The sequence below is a fragment of the Tropicimonas omnivorans genome (assembly GCF_031846565.1).
Lineage (GTDB): Bacteria > Pseudomonadota > Alphaproteobacteria > Rhodobacterales > Rhodobacteraceae > Tropicimonas_B > Tropicimonas_B omnivorans.
The window spans coordinates 162,716-188,353 of record NZ_JAVRHL010000003.1 but is presented as its reverse complement, the minus strand read 5'-3'; the positions used below and the strand labels follow the sequence as shown (position 1 = coordinate 188,353).

At 68.8% G+C, this 25,638-nt stretch carries 24 protein-coding genes; 6 read left to right on the top strand and 18 right to left on the bottom strand.

The window, feature by feature from the left end:
- Positions 1 to 14: 14 nt before the first annotated feature.
- The 4 genes from RM543_RS11470 to RM543_RS11455 form a co-directional block, all read right to left on the bottom strand.
- Positions 15 to 671, bottom strand: a complete 657-nt coding sequence (locus RM543_RS11470; RefSeq protein ID WP_311691731.1) for a hypothetical protein — start codon at positions 669 to 671, stop codon at positions 15 to 17.
- A 132-nt stretch (positions 672 to 803) separates the two neighbouring features.
- Positions 804 to 2,324: an FAD-dependent oxidoreductase gene (locus tag RM543_RS11465; protein WP_311691729.1), complete on the bottom strand. Its 1,521-nt coding sequence runs from the start codon at positions 2,322 to 2,324 to the stop codon at positions 804 to 806.
- Between the two features lie 90 nt (positions 2,325 to 2,414).
- Entirely contained in the window at positions 2,415 to 3,398 is a 984-nt protein-coding gene (locus RM543_RS11460; RefSeq protein ID WP_311691727.1) for an alpha/beta hydrolase, read from the bottom strand.
- Complete coding sequence (locus RM543_RS11455; protein ID WP_311691725.1) at positions 3,395 to 4,156, bottom strand: alpha/beta fold hydrolase; 762 nt, start codon at positions 4,154 to 4,156, stop codon at positions 3,395 to 3,397. Before RM543_RS11455 ends, RM543_RS11460 begins: the two co-directional genes overlap by 4 nt.
- 232 nt (positions 4,157 to 4,388) lie before the next feature.
- Here RM543_RS11455 and RM543_RS11450 point away from each other — a divergent pair, with 232 nt between their 5' ends.
- Positions 4,389 to 5,498 (top strand): pyridoxal phosphate-dependent aminotransferase, encoded by a 1,110-nt coding sequence (locus tag RM543_RS11450; RefSeq protein WP_311691723.1) that lies wholly within the window; start codon positions 4,389 to 4,391, stop codon positions 5,496 to 5,498.
- 34 nt (positions 5,499 to 5,532) lie between these two features.
- Here the strand turns inward: RM543_RS11450 and RM543_RS11445 are convergent, their stop codons facing one another.
- Positions 5,533 to 6,735 (bottom strand): pyridoxal-phosphate-dependent aminotransferase family protein, encoded by a 1,203-nt coding sequence (locus RM543_RS11445; RefSeq protein WP_311691721.1) that lies wholly within the window; start codon positions 6,733 to 6,735, stop codon positions 5,533 to 5,535.
- Between the two features lie 171 nt (positions 6,736 to 6,906).
- Here RM543_RS11445 and RM543_RS11440 point away from each other — a divergent pair, with 171 nt between their 5' ends.
- On the top strand, positions 6,907 to 7,623 hold the full coding sequence (locus RM543_RS11440) for a fused DSP-PTPase phosphatase/NAD kinase-like protein (RefSeq protein ID WP_311691719.1): 717 nt from the start codon (positions 6,907 to 6,909) through the stop codon (positions 7,621 to 7,623).
- A complete protein-coding gene (locus RM543_RS11435; RefSeq protein WP_311691718.1) occupies positions 7,620 to 9,437 on the top strand; it encodes an ABC transporter ATP-binding protein in 1,818 nt (605 codons plus the stop codon). The genes RM543_RS11440 and RM543_RS11435 overlap by 4 nt, the downstream gene beginning before the upstream one ends.
- On the opposite strand, the gene RM543_RS11430 is transcribed toward RM543_RS11435, so the two are convergent.
- Entirely contained in the window at positions 9,371 to 10,105 is a 735-nt protein-coding gene (locus RM543_RS11430; protein ID WP_311691716.1) for a TIGR04283 family arsenosugar biosynthesis glycosyltransferase, read from the bottom strand. The two genes, RM543_RS11435 and RM543_RS11430, sit on opposite strands and share 67 nt — an antisense overlap.
- An 81-nt stretch (positions 10,106 to 10,186) precedes the next feature.
- Here RM543_RS11430 and ygfZ point away from each other — a divergent pair, with 81 nt between their 5' ends.
- The gene (ygfZ, locus tag RM543_RS11425) at positions 10,187 to 10,951 is read left to right on the top strand and encodes a CAF17-like 4Fe-4S cluster assembly/insertion protein YgfZ (RefSeq protein ID WP_311691714.1); all 765 of its coding nucleotides are present in this window, start codon (positions 10,187 to 10,189) and stop codon (positions 10,949 to 10,951) included.
- Between the two features lie 169 nt (positions 10,952 to 11,120).
- On the opposite strand, the gene efp is transcribed toward ygfZ, so the two are convergent.
- Positions 11,121 to 11,684 carry an elongation factor P gene (gene efp / locus RM543_RS11420; protein WP_311691712.1) on the bottom strand — a complete coding sequence of 188 codons (564 nt, stop codon included), beginning with the start codon at positions 11,682 to 11,684 and terminating at the stop codon, positions 11,121 to 11,123.
- 228 nt (positions 11,685 to 11,912) lie between these two features.
- Between efp and RM543_RS11415 the strand changes: the two genes are divergently transcribed.
- Positions 11,913 to 12,245, top strand: coding sequence for a DUF6280 family protein (locus RM543_RS11415; protein ID WP_116084468.1), 333 nt, complete (start codon positions 11,913 to 11,915; stop codon positions 12,243 to 12,245).
- A gap of 207 nt (positions 12,246 to 12,452) precedes the next feature.
- Here the strand turns inward: RM543_RS11415 and RM543_RS11410 are convergent, their stop codons facing one another.
- From RM543_RS11410 to RM543_RS11395, 4 genes are all read right to left on the bottom strand, one after another.
- Positions 12,453 to 13,439, bottom strand: a complete 987-nt coding sequence (locus tag RM543_RS11410; RefSeq protein ID WP_311691709.1) for a hypothetical protein — start codon at positions 13,437 to 13,439, stop codon at positions 12,453 to 12,455.
- A 107-nt stretch (positions 13,440 to 13,546) separates the two neighbouring features.
- Complete coding sequence (locus RM543_RS11405) at positions 13,547 to 14,890, bottom strand: TolC family outer membrane protein (RefSeq protein WP_311691707.1); 1,344 nt, start codon at positions 14,888 to 14,890, stop codon at positions 13,547 to 13,549.
- 141 nt (positions 14,891 to 15,031) lie between these two features.
- The gene (locus tag RM543_RS11400; protein WP_311691705.1) at positions 15,032 to 15,685 is read right to left on the bottom strand and encodes a protein-L-isoaspartate O-methyltransferase family protein; all 654 of its coding nucleotides are present in this window, start codon (positions 15,683 to 15,685) and stop codon (positions 15,032 to 15,034) included.
- 113 nt (positions 15,686 to 15,798) lie between these two features.
- Positions 15,799 to 16,260 carry an Lrp/AsnC family transcriptional regulator gene (locus tag RM543_RS11395; protein WP_311691703.1) on the bottom strand — a complete coding sequence of 154 codons (462 nt, stop codon included), beginning with the start codon at positions 16,258 to 16,260 and terminating at the stop codon, positions 15,799 to 15,801.
- Between the two features lie 135 nt (positions 16,261 to 16,395).
- On the opposite strand from RM543_RS11395, the gene ald reads away from it, so the two are divergent.
- Entirely contained in the window at positions 16,396 to 17,511 is a 1,116-nt protein-coding gene (gene ald, locus RM543_RS11390) for an alanine dehydrogenase (RefSeq protein WP_311691701.1), read from the top strand.
- 120 nt (positions 17,512 to 17,631) lie between these two features.
- On the opposite strand, the gene ftsH is transcribed toward ald, so the two are convergent.
- From ftsH to tolR, 7 genes are all read right to left on the bottom strand, one after another.
- Positions 17,632 to 19,551 (bottom strand): ATP-dependent zinc metalloprotease FtsH, encoded by a 1,920-nt coding sequence (gene ftsH / locus RM543_RS11385; protein ID WP_311691699.1) that lies wholly within the window; start codon positions 19,549 to 19,551, stop codon positions 17,632 to 17,634.
- Between the two features lie 80 nt (positions 19,552 to 19,631).
- Positions 19,632 to 20,957 carry a tRNA lysidine(34) synthetase TilS gene (tilS, locus tag RM543_RS11380; RefSeq protein WP_311691697.1) on the bottom strand — a complete coding sequence of 442 codons (1,326 nt, stop codon included), beginning with the start codon at positions 20,955 to 20,957 and terminating at the stop codon, positions 19,632 to 19,634.
- Positions 20,958 to 20,979: 22 nt separating this feature from the next.
- Positions 20,980 to 21,879 (bottom strand): tol-pal system protein YbgF, encoded by a 900-nt coding sequence (gene ybgF, locus RM543_RS11375; RefSeq protein ID WP_311691695.1) that lies wholly within the window; start codon positions 21,877 to 21,879, stop codon positions 20,980 to 20,982.
- A 4-nt stretch (positions 21,880 to 21,883) separates the two neighbouring features.
- Positions 21,884 to 22,414, bottom strand: a complete 531-nt coding sequence (pal, locus tag RM543_RS11370; RefSeq protein WP_311691693.1) for a peptidoglycan-associated lipoprotein Pal — start codon at positions 22,412 to 22,414, stop codon at positions 21,884 to 21,886.
- A gap of 120 nt (positions 22,415 to 22,534) precedes the next feature.
- A complete protein-coding gene (gene tolB, locus RM543_RS11365) occupies positions 22,535 to 23,875 on the bottom strand; it encodes a Tol-Pal system beta propeller repeat protein TolB (RefSeq protein WP_311691691.1) in 1,341 nt (446 codons plus the stop codon).
- Positions 23,876 to 23,931: 56 nt separating this feature from the next.
- Complete coding sequence (locus RM543_RS11360; RefSeq protein WP_311691689.1) at positions 23,932 to 25,152, bottom strand: energy transducer TonB; 1,221 nt, start codon at positions 25,150 to 25,152, stop codon at positions 23,932 to 23,934.
- A 5-nt stretch (positions 25,153 to 25,157) separates the two neighbouring features.
- Positions 25,158 to 25,637, bottom strand: a complete 480-nt coding sequence (tolR, locus tag RM543_RS11355; protein WP_116084488.1) for a protein TolR — start codon at positions 25,635 to 25,637, stop codon at positions 25,158 to 25,160.
- Position 25,638 lies beyond the last annotated feature (1 nt).

The following is a 25,638-nucleotide window of genomic DNA, read 5'->3' as shown; positions in this document are numbered from 1 at the left end:
TGCCCCCCTCGCCGTTACTCCGACGTGACCGGCTCGCCGCCTTCGAGGACGGTCACCGGATCGATCTCTCCGTTATAGGTCGCGTCGATCTCGAAGCCCGTCAGGATGTACCCGCCCGGCGTCAACGTCCACGTGCCGGACGTGCCCGCATCGCCGATGCCCCGCCATTTTTCCTCGGCGACGATCTGCCCGGTTTCCTCGTCGGTGACGGGCGTGGTCACACCGCTCTTGGTGCCGTAACCGACGATTTCGATCGTCTCCACCGGGCCGGCCGGGGCGTCGACATCGCTGCCGCCCTCATAGGTGATGTCCATCGCGGGATAGGCGAAGCTCTGCACGCGCAGGCCATCGATCTGCGTGTGCAGAAGAACCGCCTTCACGACGTTGTAGGCCGCGGAAATGCAGGTGAATTCGAAGGTCGTGACCGTCTCCGGCTCCGCGCCTCCCTCCACGGTGAACTCCCTCCGCTGGGGCGCGGGACGGCTCTCGTAATAACTCCAGCACTGGTCTTCGGGATAGGCCGCCTCGAAGAGTGCGACGGCCTCTTCCTCGAGCTCGTCCGCCAGGGCGGGAAAGCTGACGAGGGTCGCGAGGGCGGTGCAGGCGATGAGCCGCATGGCAAAGAGATCCTTCCAATGCGCCGCCTCGATGGGGCGACTTTCGCGGGACATAACCGCGACGGACGCCCCCCGCAATCGATGGGGGAGCGATGTTGACCCGTCTGCCCCGGGCGATCCGGCGCAGGGCGAGGCGAAAGGGTCCGACCACTCGGGACAGCCCGCCCGTGCCTCTGAACCTGAACCTTACCGGTCCAGCGGTCCACCCTTGCGGATCATCCGGGCGTGCGCCTCGGCGATCTCGGCATCGCGCCCGGCGCCGAAGAGGGCCATCACCTTGCCATCCTTGATGTACCTGGCGACGAAATCACCGCCATCCTCTGGCGCGCCGTCGATGACGATCTCGTCCCAGTCCTCGGCATGGCCGAGATAACGGTACTGGCGCTTCAGCGCGGTCCAGAAGAACGGCACCCCGACCTCCTCGACACGCTCGCCCATCATTGCCCGCGCCGCACGCATCCCGTGCTGCCGGGCGACACGCCAATGCTCGATCCGCACGCGGCCCCATGGCGTCGGCACCTGCGCCACGTCCCCCGCGGCGAAGAGACCCGGCGCGCCGGGAACGGAGAGGTCCGGCCCGGTGAGGACGCCGCCATCGGCCTCGGCGTTCAGACCGCCTATTCGGGCGGTCGCCGGGGTGACGCCGATGGCGACGAGAACGAGGTCCGCCTCGATACTGTCCCCGCTCTCGAGCCGGGCCGCGCTGACGCGCTCCTCTCCCTCGAAACCGGTCACCTCGCCCTCGACGAAGGTCACGCCCTCCGCCTCATGCTCGGCGCGGATCGCCCGGCCGACACGCTCGCCCACCACGCCCCTCATCGGCACCGGGTCGCGCAGAACCACCGTCACGTCGATATCGCGCTTGGCCAGCGACAGCGCGGCCTCGAGGCCGATGAAGCCGCCGCCGACGATCACGGCGCGGCGGGCGCCCTCAGCCTCCTTCGCGATCCGCTCCGCCTGCACGCGGGAGCGCAGGCCGTGAATGCCGGGAAGATCCTCGCCCGGCGCGCCGAGCGTGTTCAGGGTTCCCCCCGGCGCGACCAGAAGAGCGTCGAATGCCTCCGTACCGCCATCCTCCAGCGAGAGGGTCTTCTCTTCGGGCGAGACGGCGCGCACGGTGCCCCGCAGCAGCTCGATGTCCCGAGCAGCCAGCATGTCCGCCCCGGTAATGGTCGGCCCGCGGGGACCATCGCCTCCCGCGAGAACGGCCTTGCTCATCAGGGTCCGGTCGTAGGGCGGCGCCTCCTCGGGCGAGATCATCGCGATCGCGCCCGAAAACCCGTTCTCCCGCAGGGTCAGGGCCGCCGCATCGGCCACGGCTCCGCTGCCGACGATGACAAAGCGCCTCGTGTCAGCCCCGCGCGTGGTGAATGCAGGCTCGAGATGGGCCTCTGCCCCGTCCTCGACCTCGACCAGCACGCGCCCGTCCCGGACCTCCACCTCGTAGCGGCGAAGATCGTTATGGCCCGGTGGCTCGGTCTGCTTGCCGGTGCCGACATCGAAGCAGGCGTGGTGGAAGGCGCAGATCAGCCGGTCGCCATCGAGATGGCCCTTGGAGAGCGGCAGGCCGAAGTGAGGGCAGGCATGGGCCAGCGCCGTCACCTCGTCTCCGCGGCGGATGATGAGAATGTCCGTACCGCCGGCATCTGCCTTCACCGGCGTGTTCTCCTCGATGCTCTGAAGCGATCCGATGTCGTGCTGTGTCATGTCGCGCCCCCTGGCGTTCGGCTGGAACGGGGCGCTCGGCCCCTCTCTTCGGGGGACCAACGACACGGCGGCGGTTCCGGGTCCGGGCCGTCAGACGCTGCCGGCGAAGGCGTCGATGCGGGCCGCGAGGGCGTCCGTCGAACCCGGACTGAGGATACGGCCGCCGAGGACGTGGCCGTCCGGGTCGTCCCCCGGCTTCAGATGCCAGCTTTCGAAGGTCGCGGCCCCGCCCCAGCGCAGCGACACCTCCCGCGTGGCCTCGGAGGAGACGACGGTATCGGTGGGCGAGACGAGGAAAAGCGCGGGCGCCTCGATCCCCGACACATCCGCCTCCCGCGCCGCCTTGACGAGCGCGGCCATCGGCATGAGGGCGCGGCTGGGATAGCTCTCGGTCCAATGGGACGCATGGGACTCGCTTTGGGGGTCGAAGCCGCGGCTGTCGCCAAGCAGGACGGGCACGAAGCTCCGCGCGAACGGCCATGTCAGAAGCGCCGATCCCGTCGCCTTCATCCTGAAGTTCGGAGACATCATCACGACGCCGTGGAGGTCCCGGCGCAGATCCGGGTTTGCAGAGAGCGCGAGCGTGAGCGCAGCGCCGCCCGTCGACGTCGCAAGGACGAGGACGCGCTCGCCGAGGCGCCGCCCGACGATAAGCGCCTCCGCCACGTCATCCACGTAGTCTCCGACACTCGCCTCGGCCATCGCGGCGCCGTCCCGGCCGTGACCCTTGAAGCGCATCAGGAAGAGGTTCGCCTTCAGCTCCGCCGCGACCAGATCGGGAACCGGGCGCAATTCCGCCGGGCTGGCGGAAAAGCCGTGCAGGTAGACCACGGACAGAACCGTCGCGTGGCCCTCCTCGCCATGCCATACGACCTCCTTGCGGGCGTCGTCGCGCAGGTCGGGCGTTTCGTCCTCCCGCTCGTCGAGCCAGCGGCTGAGGTTGGTCTCCGGCACGTCCCCGGCATCGACTTGCGAAACTACGCGCACCGGTTCGCGGGGCCCGAGGCCCCAGGCGAGACCGAAGATCAGGACCGCCGCGCAGAGAAGGCCGAGCACCCACATGGCGGCTCTCATTCCGCCCCCTCCGCAGCAACGAGGACCTCGCGGAGCGCCTGTTCGATCAGCGCCAGTTCGGCGGGGGACGACATGCGGTGATCCGCATCCTTCACGAGCGTCAGGCGCATGTCGGGGCCCTCCGCGTGGTCCAGAAGGCGCGTCGCCACGGACACCTCGACGGCATCGTCCGCCGTGCCCTGCAGCATCCGGACCGGCATCGGCAGCGAGAGCGGCGTGCGCAGGACGAGGTGGCTCCGGCCATCCTCGATCAGGCGGCGGGTGATGATCATGTCCTCGCCGTACTCGGAGGGACGCGCGATGCGGCCCTCCCGCTCCAGCTTCGAGCGTTCGGCGGGGGTGAACGATGCGGCGTAGCCGTCCTCGGTGAAATCGGGGGCCGCGGCGATCGTGACCAGGCCCCGGACCCGGCCCGGCATGGCCCGCGCGGCGAGGAGCGCCTGCCAGCCGCCCATGGAGGAGCCGACGAGGACGATATCGCCCGGAAGCGTCTCCAGCATCGCGGCGGTGTCCTCCGCCCAGTCCCCGATCGCGCCCTCCTCGAAGGTGCCGGAGCTGGCGCCGTGGCCCGAATAGTCGAACCGCAGGAAGGCGCGCCTCTCCCGCTTCGCCCAAGCCTCGAGATGGAGCGCCTTCGTGCCCTCCATGTCGGAGCGAAGCCCGCCGAGAAACACGATCCACGGGCCCGTCCCCTCAATCCTGCGATAGGCAAGGCGGCGGCCCTGGGCGGTTTCGAGGAAGTCGGGGGTTTCGGGCATGTCACGGCTCTCCGGTCGGTCGCGCGGGAGGGTAACGCTCTCCGTTCCGTGAGCAAGGCGATGGGCGCGAGGCGCGACAAGGAAGCGCGGTTCCGCCGAAGGAGGGGAAAGGAGGGGGGTGCCGGGGGCGAAACAGCGTGGCACCGTCCTCGCCTCCCGCTCCGCCTCTCCCGCCCGTCCATCTCGAAACACGCTTGCCGCCCCGCCTCCTTGCGGGCAAGTCTTCCGTCCCATGAGTGATCCCAGATTGACCGCCCTCGCCCGTTCCCTGCCAGAGACCGTGCCCTTCGTCGGCGCCGAGGTGCAGGAGCGCCAGAGAGGCCGACCCTTCGCCGCACGGATCGGTGCCAACGAAAGCGGCTTCGGCCCCTCGCCCGCCGCGGTGGCGGCCATGCAGGACGCCGCGACGGACGTCTGGATGTACGGCGACAGTGCGAGCTGGGATCTCAGGATCGCGCTTTCAGCCAAGCTGGGGATCGAGGCCGAGGCCATCGCCATCGGCGCCGGGATCGACGGCATCCTCAACGACCTCGTGCGCCTCTTCGCCTCGGACGGATCCGCGGTGGTCACCTCGGACGGCGCCTACCCGACCTTCGCCTACCACGTCGCGGCCCATGGCGGCCGGCTGGAGACTGTGCCCTACCGGGACGATTTCGAGGACCCGGAAGCGCTCGTCGCGAAAGCCGCGGAAACCGGCGCACGGCTTGTCTATCACGCCAACCCGGACAACCCGATGGGCACGTGGCACGAGCCGGAGACCATCGCGCGGATGCTGGACGCGTTGCCGAAGGACGCCCTTCTGGTGCTGGACGAGGCATATGCGGAGTTCGCCCCCGGCGGGCAGAGCCTTCCCCTCGATACCACCGACCGCCGCCTCATTCGCCTGCGGACATTCTCCAAGGCCTACGGTCTCGCCGGGCTCAGGGTCGGCTATGCCATCGCCCCGCCGGACATCATCCGGGCCTTCGACAAGGTGCGGGACCATTTCGGAATCCCGAGGATCTCGCAGGCCGCCGCGCTGGCCGCCCTCGGGGACGAGGCGCACCTCGCGCGCGTGATCGGTCAGGTCGAGTCCGCGCGGGAGCGCATCGGCCGGATCGCGACAGATAACGGCCTCCTCGCCCTGCCCTCGGCCACCAACTTCGTCGCCGTCGATTGCAGGGAGGACGGCGCCTTCTCCCGGCGGCTGGTACAGGCGCTCGCGGCTCAGGACGTCTTCGTCCGGATGCCCTTCCGTGCCCCGCAGGACCGGTGCATCCGCGTCTCGACGGCGCCGGACGAGGTGCTGGACGTCTTCGCAGACGCCCTTCCGGTCGCGCTCTCGGAGGCGCGGAAGGGTTAGCCCGGGGAGGGGGGCGTCCTGCCCTGTCGCCGGCTCAGCCGGCCGCCCCCTCCGCGATCACCTTTGCGGCCGCAGCCACCGCGCCCTCGCCCCGCGGGATGCCGAGCGCCTCCAGCCCCGCCTCGATGCTGCCCAGAACGCCCATGATCATCTGCGCGTTGACGTGACCCATGTGGCCGATGCGGAAATGACCCTCGGAGCGGGGATCGTCGGGACCGCCGATCTGGAGCGCCATGCCGAGGGTCAGGCCGACATTCGCCTCGAGCCAGTCCTGAAGACGCTTTCCGCCCCCCGGCAGGCGCACGGCGGTGACGGCGTGACTGCGCAGGTGCGCCTGCGGGATGTTGAGTTCCATCGCGCCGCCCTCACCCCAGGTCTCCACCGCGGCCCAGATCGCGGAAGCGAGGATCTCGTGCCGCCGCCAGACGGCCTCCAGCCCCTCCTCGAGGATCATGTCGACCGCGGTGCGGAGCCCGTAGAGATGGTGCGTCGGCGCGGTGCCGAAGAAGTACTGGTAGAAGCCCTGCGGCCGGGTGCGCGGCACCCAGTCCCAGTAGGGCGTCGCCATGTCGGAGCGCTCGCGCGCCGCCGAGGCCTTCTCGTTGAACCAGATGAAGGCGAGGCCCGGCGGCGTCATCAGGCCCTTCTGGCAGCCCGCCAGAAGAACGTCGGCGCCCCAGCCGTCCATCTCAACCCTGTCGCAGGCGAGCGAGGCCATCGTGTCGACCATCAGGAGCGCCGGGTGCTCCAGACGGTCCAGGATCTCCCGGATGGGCGCGATATCGTTGCGCACGCCCGTGGAGGTATCGACGTGGCATACGATCACGGCGCGGATCTGATGGGCGGCATCGGCTTTCAGCGCCTCTTCGATGCGGGACGGATCGAGGCTGTCCCGCCGTCCGAAATCGATCAGCTCGGGGATCAGCCCGAGCCGTGCGCCGACCTCGGACCAATGCTCCGTGAACCGCCCGGTGGACAGCGCGAGGATCCTGTCCCCCCGGCGGCAAACGTTGCACAGCGCCCCTTCCCAGATACCGTGGCCGTTGGCGGTATAGATCGCGACATCGCCGCTCGTCCGCGCGATGCGCTTCAGATCGGGGATCAGCCCGTCCACCAGATCGTGCAGCGGGCCGAAATAGATGTTGGGCGCGCTGCGGTGCATGGCGCGCAGGACCTCCTCGGGCATGACGGAGGGGCCGGGCGTGGCGAGGTAGCGGATACCGTTGGAAAGGGTCATGGGAAGCCTTGTCTCGAAGCGGCGCTCATCGCGCCCCGCACTCAACGCGTTAGGCCGCCGCTTCGCGCCGGTCAATGTGGGCCGCGCTTGCCCCTGCCCCGCGCCATGCGATAGAGCCGGGCGGACCCGCGGGGTGAGGGCGTTGCTTTCCTGCCCCGCACGCCGGGACGATTGACGAAGGACGAGATGGTGCAGCGCGTCGCGACGTGGCTTAAGCGGATCGAGAGACGCGTCCGGAATTCGTTCGGCGACGACATCTCGACACCGGCCAAACGGCGCCAGGCGCTCGTCCATTTCCACCTGATGGACCACGCGGCCCTCCGCCTGCCCTGGACCAATTTCGACAAGGTCGCCGAGGGCGTCTACCGCTCGAACCATCCCGGCCCCGCGCGCCTCAGGCGCTACAGGGAGATGGGGATCACGACGATTCTGAACCTTCGCGGCGAGGACAGGTATTCGCCGTGGCTGTTCGAGAAGGAGGCCTGCGACGCACTCGGCCTCCGGCTCGTCACGGCCAAGATCTACGCCCGCAAGGCCGCCAAGCGGCGGGAAATCCTCAAGCTCGTCGACACGCTGAAGAGCATCGACAAGCCGTTCCTGCTGCATTGCAAGTCCGGTGCGGACCGGGCGGGCTTCGCCGCCGTGCTCTACCGCGTGATCGTGGAGGGCATCCCGCTCGAGGAGGCCCGCAGCCACCTGTCGCTGCGCTACCTGCACCTGAAATGGACGCGCACCGGCATCGTCGATCACATCCTCGACGTGTATGAAGACCGCAACGCCGAAGCTCCCATCGGCCTCGAAGAGTGGTTCCGCACCGAGTACGATCCGAAGGCGATCGAGGCCAGTTTCAACGAGAGGCCCCGCTTCAGGCGGGCACGCAGCGCATGAGCAAGCTCGACGACCGCCCGGACCTGTCATTCAAGGATCAGCGTCGCCTCTTCGCCTGGGCGTGGACGAGCTATGTCCGTCGCTTCCTCTGGGTCATCATCATCGCCGGCATCCTGATGTCGGTCGAGGGGTCCATGCTGGGCCTCCTCAGCTACATGATGAAGCCGATGTTCGACAACGTCTTCATCTCCGGCAACTACGACGCGCTCTACTGGGTCGCCGGGGTGATCTTCGGCATCTTCGTGGTCCGTGCGGCGATGAATCTCGGCCAGCGCATCATCATCACGCGCGCCTCGAACCAGATCGTCTTCAACGTCCAGCACGACCTGCTGCGGCACCTGATGATGCTGGACACGCTCTTCCACTCCGCCAATCCGCCCGGCGCCCTGATGGAACGGATGAAGGGCGATACCGGCTCCATCAAGTCGGTGGCGAACGTGGTCATCACCGGCGTCGGACGCGACATCGTCAGCCTCATCTCGCTTTTGACGGTCGTCATGGTGATCGACTGGAAATGGACGCTGATCGCGCTCGTCGGCACGCCCTTCCTCGTCCTGCCGTCGCTCCTGATCCAGAAGCTCGTCCGCACCGTCACCCGGGAAAACCGGCAGATCGCGTCGGACATGTCCACGCGCCTGAACGAGGTGTTCCACGGCATCGCGCCCGTCAAGCTGAACGAGCTGGAGACCTACCAGTCCGACCGCTACCGCGCGCTCGCCGACCGGCGGATCAACAGCGAGGTCCGCGCGTCCATCGCCAAGGCTCTGATCCCGGCGATGATCGACCTGATGTCAGGCCTCGGCTTCTGCGCAGTGCTGCTCTTCGGCGGCTCCGAGATCATCAACGGCGACAAGACGGTCGGCGAGTTCATGTCCTTCTTCGCCGCAATGGCCCTCGCCTTCGACCCGATCCGCCGTCTCGGCGCGGTTTCGGGCACGTTCCAGGCAACGGCGGTCAGCATGGACCGGATCAAGGCCGTCTTCGATACCCAGCCCAATCTCGTCATGAGCCGGTCCCCCAAAGAGATGCCCGAGGCGCTCGGCGATATCGAACTGAGGGACGTGGAACTGGCCTATGGCGACCTGCCGGTCCTGCGCAAGGCGAGCTTCGTCGCGAGATCTAGCGAGACGACGGCCCTCGTGGGCGCATCCGGCGCCGGCAAGTCCACGGTCTTCAACGTGCTCACCCGGCTCGTGGAGACCGATGGCGGCGAGGTCACGCTGGCCGGCACGAATATTCGCGATCTCGATCTGGCGAACCTGCGCTCCCAGTTCTCGATGGTGAGCCAGGATGCGCTCCTCTTTGACGAGTCGCTGCGGGAGAACATCCTGCTCGGCCGCACCGACGTCTCCGAAGAGCGGCTGCGGGAGGTTATGGAAGCGGCGCATATCACCGATTTCGTGGACAACCTCGCCGATGGCCTCGACAGCCCCGCCGGCCCGCGCGGCGGCAATCTCTCGGGCGGTCAGCGCCAGCGCGTCGCCATTGCCCGCGCGCTTCTCCGGGACCGTCCGATCCTGCTTCTCGACGAGGCGACCAGCGCCCTCGACATGCGCTCCGAGGCCGTGGTGCAGGCCGCGCTCGACCGCCTTGCGGAGGGCCGCACCACGATCGTCATCGCCCACCGGCTCTCCACCATTCGCAACGCCGACCGCATCGTGGTCATGGATGGCGGCCGCGTGGTCGAGGAAGGCACCCATGACGAGCTTCTGGTGCAGGACGGGCGCTACGCAGAACTCTACCGCCTTCAGTTCCGCAATTCGGACTCGTCCGGCGACGCTGAGGACGCAGACGAGGAGACCGGCGCGGCATAATCCGCCCGGAGCCGCGCTGGATCGGCGCCGCACAGATAGCGGCCGAGCCTCAGGAGGTTCCGCACCCCCTGCCCCGCCCAGCCATTCGCCTCGTAGCGCTCGGCCGAGGTCGTCGCGGTGGCGGGCATGAGGCGGATGCGCCCCCTGAGGGACCGCGCAAGCGCAACATCCTCCATCAGAGGCAGGTCCGGATAGCCGCCCACCCCGTCCAGAAGGTCGCGCGCGATCAGAAGCCCCTGATCGCCGTAGGGCAGTCCGACCCAGCGGCTGCGAAGATTGGCCCACCCCGCCGTCCAGGCCGCGCCGGCGCTGTCAGACCGGAAAGCGAGGCGGAAGACGTGGGCGGCAGCGGGGCGCTCGAGGGCGGACCGCACCGCCTCGGGCCAGCCGGGCTGCAGCCACGTATCGGCATGGAGGACGAGGATCCACTCCCCCCGCGCCTCGCGGATCGCTCGGGCCACCTGGCCGCCCCGCCCCGCAGCCCCCGTCACGATCTCCGCTCCCGCAGCGTCGGCGATCGCGAGCGTCGCGTCCGAGGAGCCGCCGTCCGTGACGATGAGTTCCCGGATCAACCCCTCCTTCAAGCCCTCCATGAGGCGTTCCAGCGCCTTCGGAAGAACCGCTTCGGCATTGAGCGTCGGCACGATGACGGTGATCGGTGCTGGCATGGGTGGTCCATCTGAGGGGAGGCCGCTTTCGACCGGGCGGTGCCTCCCCTATATCGGGCAGATCAGCAGAGGGGAAAGACGATGACCGTCAAAGAGACCGCGCCCGGACGCAAGGTTCTGGCCATCGGCGGCGCCGATGCCGCCGACTTCCTGCAGGGCCTCGTGACGACCGACGTCAAAAAGCTATCCGAGGGGCCGATCTACACCGCCCTCCTGACGCCACAGGGCAAGTACCTCGCCGATTTCTTCCTGATCCAAGACGTCGAGCGGATCCTGCTCGACGTCGCGGAGCCGCTGGCCGCGGACCTCGGCAAGCGTCTGGCCATGTACCGCCTGCGCGCGAAGGTGCAGATCGAGGAGACGGAGCTCTACGTCCTGCGCGGGCTTGGAGAGGCGCCAGAGGGGGCGTTCGCGGACCCGCGGGACCCGTCCCTCGGGTGGCGCATGATTTCGGCGACGCCGGGCGAGGCGTCCGGAACGGATTGGGACAGTCTGCGCGTGGAGGCGGCGATCCCCGAAAGCTGCGTCGAGCTGGTGCCCAACGAAAGCTATATCCTCGAGCACCGCTTCGCCGATATCGGCGGGGTCGACTTCCGCAAGGGCTGCTATGTCGGCCAGGAGGTCACGGCGCGGATGCGGCACAAGACCGAACTGAAGAAAGGTCTGGTGCAGGTCGAGGTCGAGGGGGACGCGGAGCCCGGCACGCCGATCACCTCGGGCGGCAAGCCGGCTGGAACCCTCCACACGGTCGCAGGCTCCCGCGGGCTGGCCTATCTCCGGCACGACCGCATCGGGCCAGAGATGGAAGCGGGCGGGGCGCGCATCAGGGCCCTGCCGAGGGACTGACGGCAAGGCCGCGCGCCACGAAAGCTGCGCCAGGGCACGACGGGTGCGCTGCGCCGCTTCGCGCGGACCGCCTCCGGCAGGGCCAGTTCAGACCCCTGAAAGAGAGACGGCGCGCCGGGATCAGCTCCCAAGGCGCGCCGCCAGCAACCTTCACGTCATGACCCCAAGGTCAGGCGCGCTCGGAGTAGTCCATGGTCTCGGTGTTCACCACGATGTCCTCGTCCTGACCGACGAAGGGGGGCACCATGACCTTCACGCCATTGTCGAGGATCGCCGGCTTGAAGCTGTTCGCCGCCGTCTGACCCTTCACCACCGGCTCGGTCTCGACGACCTTGCAGGTGACCTTCTGGGGCAGCGACGCACTCAGGGCCTCGCTCTCGTGGTACTCGATCTGGATCGTCATGCCGTCCTGCAGGAACGGGCGCCGGTCGCCGAGGATCTCCGCGGGAAGCTCGATCTGCTCGTAGGTCTCGGTATCCATGAAGACCAGCATGCCATCGCTCTCGTAGAGGAATTGCTGATCCTTCTGCTCCAGACGCACCCGCTCGACCTTGTCGGCCGACCGAAAGCGCTCGTTGAGCTTGGAGCCGTTCCGGAGGTTCCTCATCTCGACCTGGGCGAACGCGCCGCCCTTGCCCGGCTTCACGTGGTCGACCTTCACGGCGGCCCACAAACCGCCATCATGTTCAAGTATGTTACCCGGACGAATTTCATTGCCGTTGATTTTCGGCATCGCAGCGCCATCCCGCCTATGTAAGTTGAAGCTTGGTTGCCTGCCCCTATATCGCCGGACCAGTAGCCCCGCAAGCTTACCATATCTTGGGCTCGGAGGGAGTCGGGCATACCGGGAGCCATGCACTGGACGCAACGTAGCAATGCGTTTGATGGCATACCGAATCGCTGCAAAAACGTCATATTCGGCCCCAAGCCGGAAAGGCAAGACCGGGAATAAGGATAAGAAATGCGAGATTTCATCGATGGCACGGCCTTCAACCATGAGCAGGGCCAGCGTGCCCGAAAGCTTTTTGCTGCCGTGGTGCTGGCTGCGCTCGACGACGCGATTGCCGACGACAAGAAGTTCGGCAACGGGCCTGACCAGATTGCGCGCTGGGCGCGCTCCAAGGACGGGCGCGAAGTCCTGAGCTGTGCCGGGATCGACCCGAACGAGCGTGTGGTCTCTGGCCTCATGGAGTTCGTGGGCAAGGGTGTAAGGACGTCCGTCGCCCTCTCCCGCGAGGAAAGCGAGCGGCGTCATGCTGCCGAAGCTGCGGCCGAGCAGGCCGAAGCGGCCTGATGACGGATGGGCCGGCGGCGATGCGTCGCCGGCCCCCGCCTCCCTCTCCGGGACGCGATTGCTCCGACACACGCCCCGCGGCAGCAGCCGGCGGGGTTTTTTCACTGTGACATTCGGGCCGTCATGATCGATCGCGGGGCGCGCCAATGGGGCCGGGCCCGGCCCGCCATGGCGCGGGGTCGGGCGCGGCCTCTCGGCGTGAGCGCGTCAGTCGAACCTGCGCAGCTCGAGAGCCCGCTCCACCTCGCTGCGGACGAGCTTGCGGACATTGCGCGTGATGCGCTCGCCGAGACTGCCCTGAAGCTCGCGGTGGACGATTCGGGTCACCAGCTCCGACAGCGCCGCCTCATCGAGCCCACCAAGGCCGTCGGCCCCTGACAGGGCATCTTCGAGGGAACTCGAGAATTCCTGTTCGGACGGCCCCGTGTGCCCGGGCGCGAGGGAATCGAAGTCGTCCTCGTCACCGGGCCAAGGCAGGTCGTATCCGGGATCGAAGCTGCCCAGGGTATCGAGGTCGCTTGGAGCCTGCTCCACGGGCGCCTCCGGCGCGTGCAGGGCGCCCTCCTCCGCACGTCCCCCGGGCTCCCCGTCAGGATCCTCGTCCCGGAGCGCTCGGGCGGCGTCCTCCGCGGCACGTCCCAGATCGAGGCGTCCGCCGCGGTCCGGCCGGCGTTCCGTCCCGGTCCCCGAAGGACACCCATGGGGGTCAGGGGTTTCGGGCTTGAAGGTCGAGCGGAAGAAGGCGGCGATCTCCTCGCCCGGATCGCCCATGCGCGCGGCGGCATCGCCCCTGTCGGGCTCCCAAGCGGCGGGCGCATTGTCGGTATAGGCTTCGATTTCCTCCCACGGGCGCTGCCTGGTGGGCGTCTCGGGACTGGAGTCCGCAGCCGCAGGAGCCGGTGCTTCGGGCGCCTCGGCGGGTTCTGGCCCGTTCAGGACCTCGGCCACTTGCGCCAGCGCTGCCGCATCTTCGGCAAAGGGGGCTTCGGGCGGGTATTCCGGCGCGCCCGGGATGTGCTCGATCCGTTGTGATGGCATCAGGATCAGTGCGGAAGGAGGCGGGGCCCGATCATCATCCGGCCCGATCGCGGGCCGCGCTGCCTCACCCGGCCCGAGGAGAGGGTCCGCGGCAACGAGCCGGCGGATGGACGACAGCACGTCGCCGGAATCCCGCGCATTGCTTTGTCTGGACATGGCCGCTCCTCAGTCCCCGATGGTGAACAGGTTACCGAAGCTCTCCACGTCCGACAACGGGGAACGGACCCGGGTGGTATACGGCTCCGCCCGGATGGGCGGGCCGATCACTGGCGCCCGAGACGCTCCAGCACCTTGTCGAGCTTCTGACCGCGCGGCGAGAGGTAGGCCGGCGCATCCCTGACGGCATTGTAGTAGGCAGCCGGATCGTAGGTCTGGACGCCGAGTTCCAGATGCTCAGCGGTCAGCAGACCCATGGCGGAGAGCAGCGAGAAGTTCGCGACGTAGCCCTGCGCCTGCGCGTCCACCAGAACGACTCGGGCGTTCAGCAGATCCTGCTCCGCATCGAGCACGTCGAGCGTTGTTCGCGCGCCGAGCCGGGCCTCCTCGCGGATGCCGTCGAAGGCGGTCTGCGCGGCGACGATCTGGCGACGGGAGGCATCCACGAGGCCGGCGGTCACGGCCCGCTGCGCCCAGGCGTTGCCGACGGATTGCTCGACTTCCCGCACCGTGCGCAGAAGGCTGGAGCGGGCCTGATCGCGGCGCGCCGCGGCCTGGCGCTCAAGCGAGGCCAGCTGTCCCCCCCGGTAGATCGGCTGGGAATAATTGAGGGACGCCGTACGCTCCTCGTCCTGCTGGTAGGAATCGGTGGAGCCGGTTATCGACCCTGTGACGGTGGGCATGTAGGCCCCCTCGGCGATCTCGATGCCGATCTCGGCGACGGTGACCTGCCGCTGCGCCTGAAGGATCGCCGGATGGGTGCGCACCGCGATCTCGCGGGCTTCGGCTTCGGTGGCGGGCAGGGCCGGTGGCGGCGGCGGATCGGCCAGATCGCCGGGGAAGCGGCCGACGGCGAGCTTGAAGGCTTCGCGCGCGGTGGCGAGGTCGCCCTGCGCGGAGGTCAGCAGGGAGCGGGCTTCGGCCAGGGCGCTTTCGGCCAGCGCCACATCCGTCCGCGTCACCTCACCCACCTCGAAGCGATCCCTCGCAGCGTTGAGTTCCTGCGTGATGAGCCGGTTGTTGTTCTGACGCAGCTGGACGAAGGACTCCGCGGACCGCACGTCCTGGTAGGCCTGCACCGCGGCCAGGAGCACGTTCTGCTCGATGCTGCGAAGGGCCTCCCGGGTGGACAGCACGGTTTCCTTGGTGCTCTCGACGGCCAGGCGGTTGCGGTTGCCGGCATAGAGCGTGATGGACGCCTGAAGCTGGGCCGTCGTGATCACGGGCGGCACGCCGGCGAGACGCTGGGCGGGGTCCTGCGGGAACGTCCGGTTGGACGAGGCCACGAAATCGAGCGTCGGACGCAGGGACGCCATGGCCTGCGCCACGTCCTCGTCGGCGGCCCGCAGAACGGCGCGGTTCTGCTCGAGCAGGTTGGAATTGCGATAGGCGTCGCGGAGCGTATCGGTCAGCGTCTCGGCGGAAAGGGGACCCGACAGGATTGCGGACATAGCGAGCGCTCCTGCAACGGGAGCGACAAGGCGGCGCAATCCGCGCGCCAGCAAATTCGAATTAGCCATGTTATCCTCGTAGTCTCGGCCTCGTACCGGCCCGTCGTCACTCGTCACGTGTGGCCGTCGGCCCCGCGTCAGTCAAAACACGAACGCGCGCTCCGCCAGGAAACCGGGCATGATCGGGGCGCCCGCATTGAACAGGTCCCGCCATGAGATGCGGCCGTCGACCTTGAGGCCAAGGCGAACCACGCCGAGACGGCCCTCGTTGAAGAGTGCGACGATACGCCCCTCCTCCTTGAGTTGCGCGAGAAGCTCCTCGGGGATCGTCTCGACGCCACCCTCGATCAGGATCGCATCGTACGGGCCGTGCTGGGGCGCGCCTTCGGCCAGGGGCGCCTCGATCACGGCGACATTGTCCACGCCCTCGGAGGACAGCGTCGATTCCGCCTCGGACACCATCTCGGGCTCTTCCTCGATGGCGATCACGGCCTCCACCATGCGGGCCACCACCGCGGGCGCGTAGCCATAGGCGCCACCCACGACGAGGACGAGCGCGTCCGTGTCCAGATCGAGCGCATCCAGCATCTTGGAGAGCGTTCTGGGCGCCAGGATCGTGCGATCGCCGCCCAGGTCGATGTTCTCGCCGATATAGGCCGTCTCGCGCTTCGACGCAGGAACGTAGAGTTCCTTCGGCACGGCCAGCATGGCCTCGATAACGGGATACCGCGTGACGTCTGAGGGGCGGACCTGCGTGTCCACCATCACCGTGCGGCGCGTTGAATGGGTGCTCATCGAACTGGACCGATCGGTTCGGATTATGCTGTCCTTTGTCTTGCACAGACCTGCATGGCGCGCAATCCCGGATGAGGACCGCCCTGCCCCGGACACGGCCGGAGCCGCCCCCATCAGACCGGCAGTTCGGTCGTATCCCGCACGCGGCGGAGCGAGAAGCTCGATTGCATCTGCGCCACGCCGGGGAGGCGAGCAAGGTGGCGCCGGTGGAGGGCGGCGAAGGCCTCCGCGTCTTCGACGACGACCTTGAGCAGGTAATCAGCGGTGCCGGCCATCAGGTGACATTCCAGAACGTCCGGGATGCGGGCGACAGCCGCCTCGAAGGCGTCGAGGATCTCGACGGCCTGACCGGACAGCGTGATCTCCACGAAGACCGTGGTGCGCCGGGACAGGTGCGTGCGATCGAGGAGCGCCGCGTATCCCCGGATGACCCCTTGCGCCTCCAGTCGGGCGATGCGGCGATGGCAGGCGGAGGCGGAGAGGCCGACGGCGTCCCCGAGCTCCGCGTTCGAGATCCGCCCCGTCCGCTGAAGCTCCCTCAGGATACGGCGATCGATGTCGTCGAGCGGTGTCATCGCACAGTTCTCTTGCTCAGAAGCCTTTTTGCACACGATTCGTGCACGCAGCTCCGATAGTGTTCCACATTTCGCAGCCATTTGTCAGTCTTCGCCCGCTACGCTTCCCCTCAGGAGGAGCGAAAGGAGAGGATCATGCGCATCGGGTCGCCCAGGGAAATCAAGAACCAGGAATATCGCGTCGGCATCACGCCAATGGCAGCGCGCGAGGCCGTCCAGCGCGGCCACGAGGTCCTGATCGAGCGCGGCGCCGGGACCGGCGCGGGGTTCGAGGATGCGGATTACACCGCAGCAGGAGCCCGGATCGCGGACACCGCGGAGGAAATCTTCGCCAGCGCCGAGATGATCGTGAAGGTGAAAGAGCCGCAGGCGTCCGAGCGGGCCCAGCTTCGCGAGGGGCAGGTCCTCTTCACCTATCTCCATCTCGCCCCGGATCCGGATCAGACGCGGGATCTCGTCGCGTCGGGGGCCACCTGCGTCGCCTATGAAACGGTGACGGATGGCCGTGGCGGGCTGCCTCTCCTCGCGCCGATGTCGGAGGTCGCGGGCCGCCTCGCGCCGCAGATGGGTGCCTGGACGCTGCAGAAGGCCAATGGCGGCCGGGGCGTCCTGATGGCCGGCGTTCCGGGCGTGACGCCGGCGCGGATCGCCGTGATCGGCGGCGGTGTCGTCGGCACGAACGCGGCGCGGATCGCGGCCGGGATGGGCGCCGACGTGACCGTGCTCGATCTTTCCCTGCCCCGCCTGCGCCAGCTCGACGAGGCGTTCGGCGGCACCTTCCGCAACCGTTACGCTTCGGCGCAGTCCATCGAGGAGGAGGTGTCGGCGGCGGACATGGTGATCGGCGCGGTCCTGATCCCGGGAGCGGAGGCGCCGAAGGTCATCCGCCGGGAGCACCTCGCCGCGATGAAGCCGGGCTCCGTCATCGTGGATGTCGCCATCGATCAGGGAGGCTGCGCGGAGACCTCGCGCGCGACGACCCACGACGATCCGATCTACGCGGTGGACGGCATCATGCATTACTGCGTTGCCAACATGCCCGGCGCCGTGGCCCGGACCTCGACCATCGCGCTCGGCAACGCCACGATGCCCTTCATGCTCGCTCTGGCGGACAAGGGCTGGAAACGGGCCTGCGCCGACGATCCGCACCTCGCCGCGGGGCTCAACGTCCATGCCGGGCGGGTCACCAACGGGGCCGTTGCGAAGGCGCAAGGGATCGCTGTGACGGATATCGCGTCGCTCGTCGCCTGACCTGAGGAGAAAGGCGGGGCGAGATCCGGCCGCCCCGCCCGAAGCAGCATCGCCACGAAAAAAGACCCCCGCGCCGTTCAGGCTGCGGGGGTCTTTTCGTCTCTGGCCGTCAGACCCGTGTCAGCTGGTCGGCTCGGGCTCCAGGCCGGCATCGGGACGCGGGCGCGGCTTGGTCTTCGGGATCGAGGCGACGGAGGGGGCGTTGCCGCTTCCGGCATCGTCGTCATCGCCCCGGGTCAGCGCCTCGCCATTGATCACCTTCGTGATCTCGGGTCCGGTCAGCGTCTCGTATTCGAGCAGACCCTCGGCGAGACGACGCAGGTCCTCGGACTTCTCGGTCAGGATGCGCTTCGCCGTCTCGTAGCCCTCGTCCACGATCGAGCGAACCTCGGAATCGATCCGCTCCTGCGTCGAGGGGCCGGTGCTCGATCCCCCGGAATAGGAGCCGAGATAGCTCTGCTGCTCGTTGGCGTAGTCGATGTTGCCCAGATCCTTGGACATGCCGAACTGCGTCACCATCGCGCGGGCGATCTTGGACACCTGCTGGATGTCCGACGCGGCGCCGGACGTGACGTTCTCCGCTCCGAACGTGAGCTCCTCGGCCACCTTGCCACCCATCGCCATGGCGATCTTGGACTTGTACTTGGTGTAGGTGACCGAAAGCTGGTCGCGCTCCGGGAGCGACAGGACGAGCCCGAGCGCACGCCCGCGCGGGATGATCGTCGCCTTGTGGATCGGATCATGCTGCGGGACGTTCAGGCCGACGATGGCGTGGCCTGCCTCGTGGAAGGCGGTCAGCTTCTTCTCGTCCTCGGTCATCACCATGGAACGCCGTTCGGCCCCCATCATGACCTTGTCCTTGGCATTCTCGAAATCGTCCATCGTCACGAACCGCCGTCCGACGCGCGCGGCCATCAGCGCCGCTTCGTTGACGAGGTTTGCAAGGTCGGCGCCGGAGAAGCCGGGCGTACCGCGGGCGATGATCCGCAGGTCCACGTCGGGGCCGAGCGGCACCTTGCGGGCGTGGACACCGAGGATCTTGTCACGCCCCTTGATGTCCGGGTTCGGCACCTGGACCTGACGGTCGAAGCGGCCGGGCCGCAGGAGGGCGGGATCGAGGACGTCCGGACGGTTGGTCGCGGCGACGATGATGATGCCCTCGTTCGCCTCGAACCCGTCCATCTCGACGAGGAGCTGGTTGAGCGTCTGCTCGCGCTCGTCGTTGCCGCCGCCGTAGCCGACACCGCGGGAACGGCCGACCGCGTCGATCTCGTCGATGAAGACGATGCACGGGGCGTTCTTCTTGGCCTGCTCGAACATGTCCCGGACGCGGCTGGCGCCGACGCCCACGAACATCTCCACGAAGTCGGAGCCGGAAATGGTGAAGAACGGCACGCCTGCTTCGCCGGCAACGGCGCGGGCCAGAAGCGTCTTGCCGGTCCCCGGAGGGCCGACGAGAAGCGCGCCCTTCGGGATCTTGCCGCCGAGGCGGGAGAACTTCTGCGGGTTGCGCAGAAACTCGACGATTTCCTCGAGGTCATCCTTCGCCTCGTCGATGCCGGCGACGTCGTCGAAGGTCACCCGTCCCTGCTTCTCGGTCAGCAGCTTGGCCTTGGACTTGCCGAAGCCCATCGCGCCGCCGCGCCCGCCGCCCTGCATCCTGTTCATCAGGAAGATCCAGATGCCGATCAGGATCACGAAGGGCAGGAGCGTTCCGATATAGGACAGAAGTCCGTTCTGCTGCTGCGGCTCGCCCACGATCTCGACGTCCTGGTCGACGAGGCGATCGGTGAGGCTGGTGATGTCGACCCCTTCGGGCACGACGGTCGAGTAGTTCGTCCCGTCATTGCCGCGAACGCGGACGCGTTCGCCGTCGATCGTCACCTGATCCACGTCGCCGTCGTTCACGGCTTGGACGAATTCGGTGTAGCTGAGCTGGCGGGCGTTCATCGTCGACTGACCGCCGGAGAAGAGGTTGAACAGCGCCAGGATCAAGAGAAACAGAACGACCCAGAAGGCGATGTTGCGCGCGTTACCCAAAGGAGAGCTCCAATCTGCCTTCGGACCCGCCAGTGGGGCGGCTCCGTATGGGCGCTAAGATAAGGATTGGGACAGCCGGTTCAATGCGACATCGCGGATGAGGCGAAATCCCCCCACGGCGGATCGAGGAAAAGGCGCGTTTTTGCCCCCCAACCGGGCAGAGGTGCGGCGATAAGCTCGCCATCCGCCCGACGAAGCGCCGGTGAGGCGAGAAGCGACAGCCGCGGCAGGCCGCCCTTGGGCGCGCCGCCGATCGCCCGCACTCCGTCCGCCCCCAGTGGGCCGATCTGCAAATCCGGCTCGGGCGCGGGGCCGATGCGCCAGCGATTGTCCCAGACGACCGGCCCCTCCGTGGAGGCCGGCAGAACGTGGCCGGCAACGGCGGCTTCTTCGCGCAGGATCCTGATCCGCTCCGGCCCTGCGCGAAGGAGGCAGCCGTGAAGCGCGCCGTGGCGGCCATCGAGCGCGTCCGACGCCAGTTGCTCCAAGGCCTTGGCACGGGGGCGATAATCGGCAGACGAGACCCAGACGAGCGCTTGCGACAGAAGGCGGAGCCGGGTTTCGGCGTCGAGCGCGGCAAGGCCGTCCCGGTCCAGTACGACGTCCCCCGACTGGACGTCCGCGATCTCCATAGCCGCGTCGCGGGTCCGCGCCTCGAGCGCCGCCCTCGCCCGTGCCATGCGCGCGGCGGTCGCCGTCAGCCCCCCGGTCTCGAGGCCGAGAGGCGCCGCCGCCGCGAGGAGCTTGCGGGCGCGGACGCGGTCGAATCGGTCGTCGTCGTTGGACGGGTCTTCCGCCCAGGACAGTCCCCGTTCGCGGAGCCAGTCCCGAAGCTCTTCCCGCCGCATCGCCAGAAGCGGGCGCTGGATCACGAATCCGGGTGCCCGGCCGGGATCGGGCGGCGGCCCTTCTCCGTTCGAGGCCACGGGCTCCACGGCGAGAGGCGGGCGAATCGGTGAGGAGGCCGACATGCCCGCAAGGCCATCGACGCCCGACCCCCGCGCGAGGTTGAGAAGGACCGTCTCGGCCTGATCGTCCGCCGTGTGGCCGGTGAGGATGTGCCGCACTCCGCCCCGCCAGAGATCGATGAGACCGTGACGCGCGCGGCGAGCGGCGTCCTGCAGGTTCCCCTGCCCGTCCCACCCGGCCCAGCGGAGGGTGGCGTGTGGCAGGCCCAGGTCGCGGGACTGCGCCGCAACCGCCGCCGCTTCGATGCGGGCGGCCGGGCGCAGGTTGTGATCGATGGTCAGGACCCAGAGGGAGATGTCCCGGCCCTGGGCCCAACCGGCGGCGAGGTGCAGAAGCGCCGTCGAATCGCCGCCGCCCGAGATCGAGAGGCCGAGGGCGCGCGGCTCCTCCGGCACGAGCTCGGCCATGGCGGCCGCGAACCTCTCGTCGAGGCTCACGAGACCGCCACGGCCATGACGCTCAGAAGCACCCGGCCGCGTCGCGCGCCGAAGCCGCCTCTGCCGCCGCGTCGCTGCCCGGAAAACGCGTTCCGACTTCGCCGAGGGTCACGCAGGCTTCCTGGTTCTGCCCCAGCGAGGACAGGCTCTGGCCGAGGCTCAGAAGCGCCTGCGGCGCGACGGAACTGCCCGGATCCGCGCTGAAGCTCTCGAGATAGGCCCGCGCGGCCGGAGCCGTGTCGCCGAGGCCCGCGAGGGCCTCGCCACGGTAATAGTTCGCCTGCGCGTTCAGCGGTCCGCCGGGATAGGTTTGGGTGAAGGTCGCAAAGAGGTCTGCGGCGCTGCGAAAGCTACCGGAGTCGAGGGCCTCCTTCGCCCGGTCGAAATCCTGCTGTTCACCCACGGCGAGCTGCGCGCCGCCACTGTCCGCGCCGGACGCGGCCCCGCTGCCGCCGTCGATCGGTGAGGCGATGTCCCCCGCCCCGATCGCGTTGCCGCCGAAGGCGGGCGCGCCGCCGCCGGTCGCCGGCATGTCGCCGCCGCCGATGGTCAACGTCTCGCCCACCTCGGAGATGTCGCAGCCGGGCTCCAGCTCGCAGATCCGGAATTCGAGGTCCCCGACGCGGTTGGTTCCGTCCGTGACGACGCGGTCCACCCGGAACTGGAGCTCCTCGGCGCGGGAGGTCAGGCTCTGGAGCTGCTGCTCCATCACGTCGACCCGCTCGAGGACGGAGGCCGGAAGGGTCTCTCCGCCCGCGGCGCCGGTGGTGGAGAGCTCCCGCTGGAGGCGCTGGAACTCGACGAAGAGCACCGAGAGTTCCTGCCGGAGATCCGCCAGCGTCTCGGCATCGGCCTGTTGCGCGTGGCTCGCCCCCGGAAGGGCGAGCGCCGCGGAGAGCAGGAGGGCGGCTGCGAGCTTCATCGGATCAGAACCCCGCGCCGCCGCTCGCGTTCAGCACTGTGACTGAGCGGCGGTTGCGGCTGTAACAGGCTTCGGTCGAGCACACCTCGATGGGACGTTCCTTGCCGTAGGAGACCGTCCGCAGGCGCGATCCGGCGACGCCCTGGCTGATCAGGTATTCCTGGACCGAGTTGGCGCGGCGCGCGCCGAGCGCGAGGTTGTATTCCCGCGTGCCCTGTTCGTCCGCGTGGCCCTCGACGGTGGCGGCGTATTCGGGGTTGCGCTGCATCCACTGCGCCTGCTGCGTCAGGGTGTTGCGCGCTTCGCCCGTGAGCGAGGACTGGTCCACCGGGAAGAGAACCCGGTCGCCGATCGTCTGCTGGAAATAGGCCGTGGAGGTCGGATCGTTCGCGCCGCCGGCCAGCGGATCGACGACGGTGCCGGGTCCGCCCGGGCCACCGCCCATGGTCCCGTCCGCGAAGCGATCCGCGTTCTGGCAGGCCCCGAGGCCGAGCGCGCTGAGGATCACCAGCGCTTTGATCGCCGTTCTCGCCATCCCGTATTCCTTCTCTTTTCTATCATCGGGCGGCGCCGGGTCTTGCCGGCGGCCGCGTTCCGATCACGTTAACAACTCCCCCCGGTGCCGCCTAGGCGCCGCCGGGGGCATTTCGCCTGGTCAGGGCAGAAGCGGCGACCAGGCCGGGTCGGACGCCGCGCCGGGCGTGGAGACCTGCTTGAGGTTCCGTCCCGAGATATCCACCGAGAAAAGCTGCGCCGTGCCGCCGGCACCGGCACTCTCGCGGGTGAACATGATGACCCGCCCGTTCGGCGCCCAGGTCGGACCCTCGTCGAGGAAGGAGGCCGTCAGCAGCCGTTCCTCGGAGCCGTCGGTGCGCATCACGCCGATGTGGAAACGGCCCTCGTTCTGCTTGGTGAAGGCGATGTAATCGCCCTGCGGGGACCAGACGGGCGTTCCGTAGCGGCCCGGGCCGAAGCTGATCCGCCGCGCTTCGCCGCCGGAGGCGGACATGATGTAGAGCTGCTGACTGCCGGAGCGATCGCTTTCGAATACGATCTGCGAGCCGTCCGGAGAGAAGCTGGGCGCCGTCTCGATGGCGGGCGTGCTCGTCAGGCGGATCGGCTGACCGCCACCGAGATTCATTGCGTAGATGTCGGTGTTGCCGCCCTGGCTGAGCGAGAAGACGACCGAATCGCCGGAGGGCGAGAAGCGCGGCGAGAAGGTCATCGCATCGCCCGGCACCGGGATCTGCTGACGCTGCACCGAGCCCACGTTCAGCAGGAAGATTTCCGGCTGGCCGGTTTCGTAGGAGGTGTAGAGAACGCGGTCGCCGGAGGGCGAGAAGCGCGGCGCGAGCACGATGGACGCGCTGTCCGTCAGGTACTGCACGTTCGCACCGTCGTAATCCATGACGGCAAGGCGCTTGCGGCGGGCATCCTTCGGGCCTTCCTCGGAAACGAAGACGACGCGGCTGTCGAAATAGCCGCCCTCGCCCGTGATCCGGGAATAGACCTGGTCGGCCACCTTGTGCGCGAGGCGTCGCCACGCATTCGATCCGCCGTCGAGCTGAAGCCCCTCGCCGAGCTGCGCCTCGGAGAAGACGTCGTAGAGGCGGAACTTCACCGTGACGTTCCCGGCGCCATCCACGTTGACCGCGCCCGTGACGAGCGCCTGCGCGTTGATCGCCTTCCAGTCGGCATACTGGATCGTCTGATCGAACGCCGAGACGCCGGAGATATAGGCGCTCTGCGGGATCTCGCGGAAGAGCCCGGTGCCGGTCAGGTCCGCCGACACAACGCGGGTGAGGTCCGCGGCCAGTTGCTCGGCGGCCGGGCTCTCCGCGATGAAGGGCGGAATCGCGACCGGGAGCGGCTCGATCACGCCTTCGGTGATCTCGATCCGGAGCGGACCGCCCTGGGCGTTGGCCGGAGCGGGAAGGCCCGGCATCGCCAGCGCAGCCGTGATGGCGAGCGAGGCAAGAAGTCGCGAGAGGGTCATGGACGGGCCTTTCCTGATGCGGGCCGAACGAAGAACGCGAAGAGGGGATGGGGCCATTACCTGACCCTCATGTTGTCGGGGTTGAATACCATTTCGATTTCCGCCCAGGCGCCGTATTTCTCGGCCGGGAGGGAGAAGCCGGACGCGCCGCAGCGGATGATCGCGCGGCGGGCCGCCTCGAACGCCTGCCGGGCGGCCGTTTCGCTGCCGCCGGAGAAGTCGGTCATGCGGATCGTGCCCGTGTCGGGCGTCGAATCCTCGTTCATCGTGACGAGGACGGTCACCGTGGTGCGAAGCGCCTCGGTCGAGAGCGAGCCCACGTTCCAGCAGCGCTGCACCGCCACGCGAAGCGCGTCCTTCTCGCCGGCGGTCATCGGCGGGCCGCTATACTCGGACGGAGACGGGGACGGCGCAGGGGCGGAATCGGTGACGGCGTCGGCCACGGCATCGGCGATCGCGTCGGCCATCGGATCGGCGGCGGGTTCCGGCTGCGTTTGCGTCTCGGGTTCGGGTTCGGCCGCCGCAACCTGCTCCGGTTCGGGTTCGGGTTCGGGCTCCGGCTCGGGGGTCGGGGCCGGCTGCGCAGGGCGTGTGCGGGGGCGCGGCGAGCCGGCGGGCGCGAGGGCGGCCACGACCTCTCCGGCCTCCTGCGGCTCGTCCGCCTCCGTCACCGTCTCGGTCGTCGCCTCCTCGGGAGCGGTCGCCTCCTGCGCCTCTTCCACGGGGGTCTCGGCCTCCGCCTCGGCGTCGGGATCGACCGCGGCCTGAACGGTGTCCGACACCTCCGCCTGGGCGTCGGGCTCCGGCGCGGCGAGGGGCGCGACACGCGGCGCCTCGCGGGGCACTGGCGTCTCGTCCGGGGCAAAGGTCACGGCGGCCCCGTCGGGGCTGTCGGGGGCGGGCTGCTGTCCGGGGGCGTCCGGCTGAACCTCGGCCTGGGGCGCGGCGACGCCGCTGACATCGGGCGCCGGGTCCGGATCTTCTGCCGGCGTCGCCTCTGGGGCGGGCTGCGGCTCGGGCGACGTGTCCGCCGCGGGCACCTCAGGCGCCTCGGCGGCCTCGTCCGGCGCGGCCGGAGCCGCGGGCTCCTCGCCCACCTGGGGCGCATCGGGCGCGCCGCCGCCGGCGACCAGCGCGGCGAATTCCTCGCCGGAGACCACGGTCACATCGGTGAAATCCGCCTCGTCCGGACGACGGTCGGGAAGCCAGCCGCCCACGAGCAGCCAGACGGCGAGCGCGAGATGCCCTGCGCCGGAGATCTGGACGCCCCTGCGCATGGGTTTCAGCCGCCTCCGCCGTCGAAGGTGGGCCCGCCGGTCTCGGTCACGAGGCCTATGTTGGAGAAGCCGCCGCGGTTCAGGGCGCCCATGACCTCCACCACGCGGGCATAGGGAATGGCCCCGTCGGCGCGGAGGTAGATCTTGTCGTTCTCACGCTCGGCGGCGATTCCCTGCAGCCGGCCGATCAGCTCGTCCGCCGCGACCTCGGTGGTCTGGATCGCGATCCCGCCATCGGCCGTCAGCGTCACCGCCAGCGGCTCCTCGGGATCCTGCGGAAGCGCCTCGGCGGCGGTTTTCGGAAGCTCGACGGGCACGCCCACGGTCAGGAGCGGCGCGGCCACCATGAAGACGATGAGGAGCACCAGCATCACGTCCACGAAGGGCGTGACGTTGATCTCGGACATCGCACCGGCCCGACCCCTGCGACGTCCGCGGCGCCGGCCGCCTCCGCCGCCGGCCGGTTTGATGACACCGGCTCCCATG

What these genes read in the sequence shown, in the direction of transcription:
- RM543_RS11470 (WP_311691731.1), bottom strand. Translation starts at nt 671, where the DNA reads ATGTCCCGCGAAAGTCGCCCCATCGAGGCGGCGCATTGGAAGGATCTC.
- RM543_RS11465 (WP_311691729.1), bottom strand. Translation starts at nt 2,324, where the DNA reads ATGACACAGCACGACATCGGATCGCTTCAGAGCATCGAGGAGAACACG.
- RM543_RS11460 (WP_311691727.1), bottom strand. Translation starts at nt 3,398, where the DNA reads ATGAGAGCCGCCATGTGGGTGCTCGGCCTTCTCTGCGCGGCGGTCCTG.
- RM543_RS11455 (WP_311691725.1), bottom strand. Translation starts at nt 4,156, where the DNA reads ATGCCCGAAACCCCCGACTTCCTCGAAACCGCCCAGGGCCGCCGCCTT.
- RM543_RS11450 (WP_311691723.1), top strand. Translation starts at nt 4,389, where the DNA reads ATGAGTGATCCCAGATTGACCGCCCTCGCCCGTTCCCTGCCAGAGACC.
- RM543_RS11445 (WP_311691721.1), bottom strand. Translation starts at nt 6,735, where the DNA reads ATGACCCTTTCCAACGGTATCCGCTACCTCGCCACGCCCGGCCCCTCC.
- RM543_RS11435 (WP_311691718.1), top strand. Translation starts at nt 7,620, where the DNA reads ATGAGCAAGCTCGACGACCGCCCGGACCTGTCATTCAAGGATCAGCGT.
- RM543_RS11430 (WP_311691716.1), bottom strand. Translation starts at nt 10,105, where the DNA reads ATGCCAGCACCGATCACCGTCATCGTGCCGACGCTCAATGCCGAAGCG.
- ygfZ (WP_311691714.1), top strand. Translation starts at nt 10,187, where the DNA reads ATGACCGTCAAAGAGACCGCGCCCGGACGCAAGGTTCTGGCCATCGGC.
- efp (WP_311691712.1), bottom strand. Translation starts at nt 11,684, where the DNA reads ATGCCGAAAATCAACGGCAATGAAATTCGTCCGGGTAACATACTTGAA.
- RM543_RS11415 (WP_116084468.1), top strand. Translation starts at nt 11,913, where the DNA reads ATGCGAGATTTCATCGATGGCACGGCCTTCAACCATGAGCAGGGCCAG.
- RM543_RS11410 (WP_311691709.1), bottom strand. Translation starts at nt 13,439, where the DNA reads ATGTCCAGACAAAGCAATGCGCGGGATTCCGGCGACGTGCTGTCGTCC.
- RM543_RS11405 (WP_311691707.1), bottom strand. Translation starts at nt 14,890, where the DNA reads ATGTCCGCAATCCTGTCGGGTCCCCTTTCCGCCGAGACGCTGACCGAT.
- RM543_RS11400 (WP_311691705.1), bottom strand. Translation starts at nt 15,685, where the DNA reads ATGAGCACCCATTCAACGCGCCGCACGGTGATGGTGGACACGCAGGTC.
- RM543_RS11395 (WP_311691703.1), bottom strand. Translation starts at nt 16,260, where the DNA reads ATGACACCGCTCGACGACATCGATCGCCGTATCCTGAGGGAGCTTCAG.
- ald (WP_311691701.1), top strand. Translation starts at nt 16,396, where the DNA reads ATGCGCATCGGGTCGCCCAGGGAAATCAAGAACCAGGAATATCGCGTC.
- ybgF (WP_311691695.1), bottom strand. Translation starts at nt 21,879, where the DNA reads ATGAAGCTCGCAGCCGCCCTCCTGCTCTCCGCGGCGCTCGCCCTTCCG.
- pal (WP_311691693.1), bottom strand. Translation starts at nt 22,414, where the DNA reads ATGGCGAGAACGGCGATCAAAGCGCTGGTGATCCTCAGCGCGCTCGGC.
- tolB (WP_311691691.1), bottom strand. Translation starts at nt 23,875, where the DNA reads ATGACCCTCTCGCGACTTCTTGCCTCGCTCGCCATCACGGCTGCGCTG.
- RM543_RS11360 (WP_311691689.1), bottom strand. Translation starts at nt 25,152, where the DNA reads ATGCGCAGGGGCGTCCAGATCTCCGGCGCAGGGCATCTCGCGCTCGCC.
- tolR (WP_116084488.1), bottom strand. Translation starts at nt 25,637, where the DNA reads ATGGGAGCCGGTGTCATCAAACCGGCCGGCGGCGGAGGCGGCCGGCGC.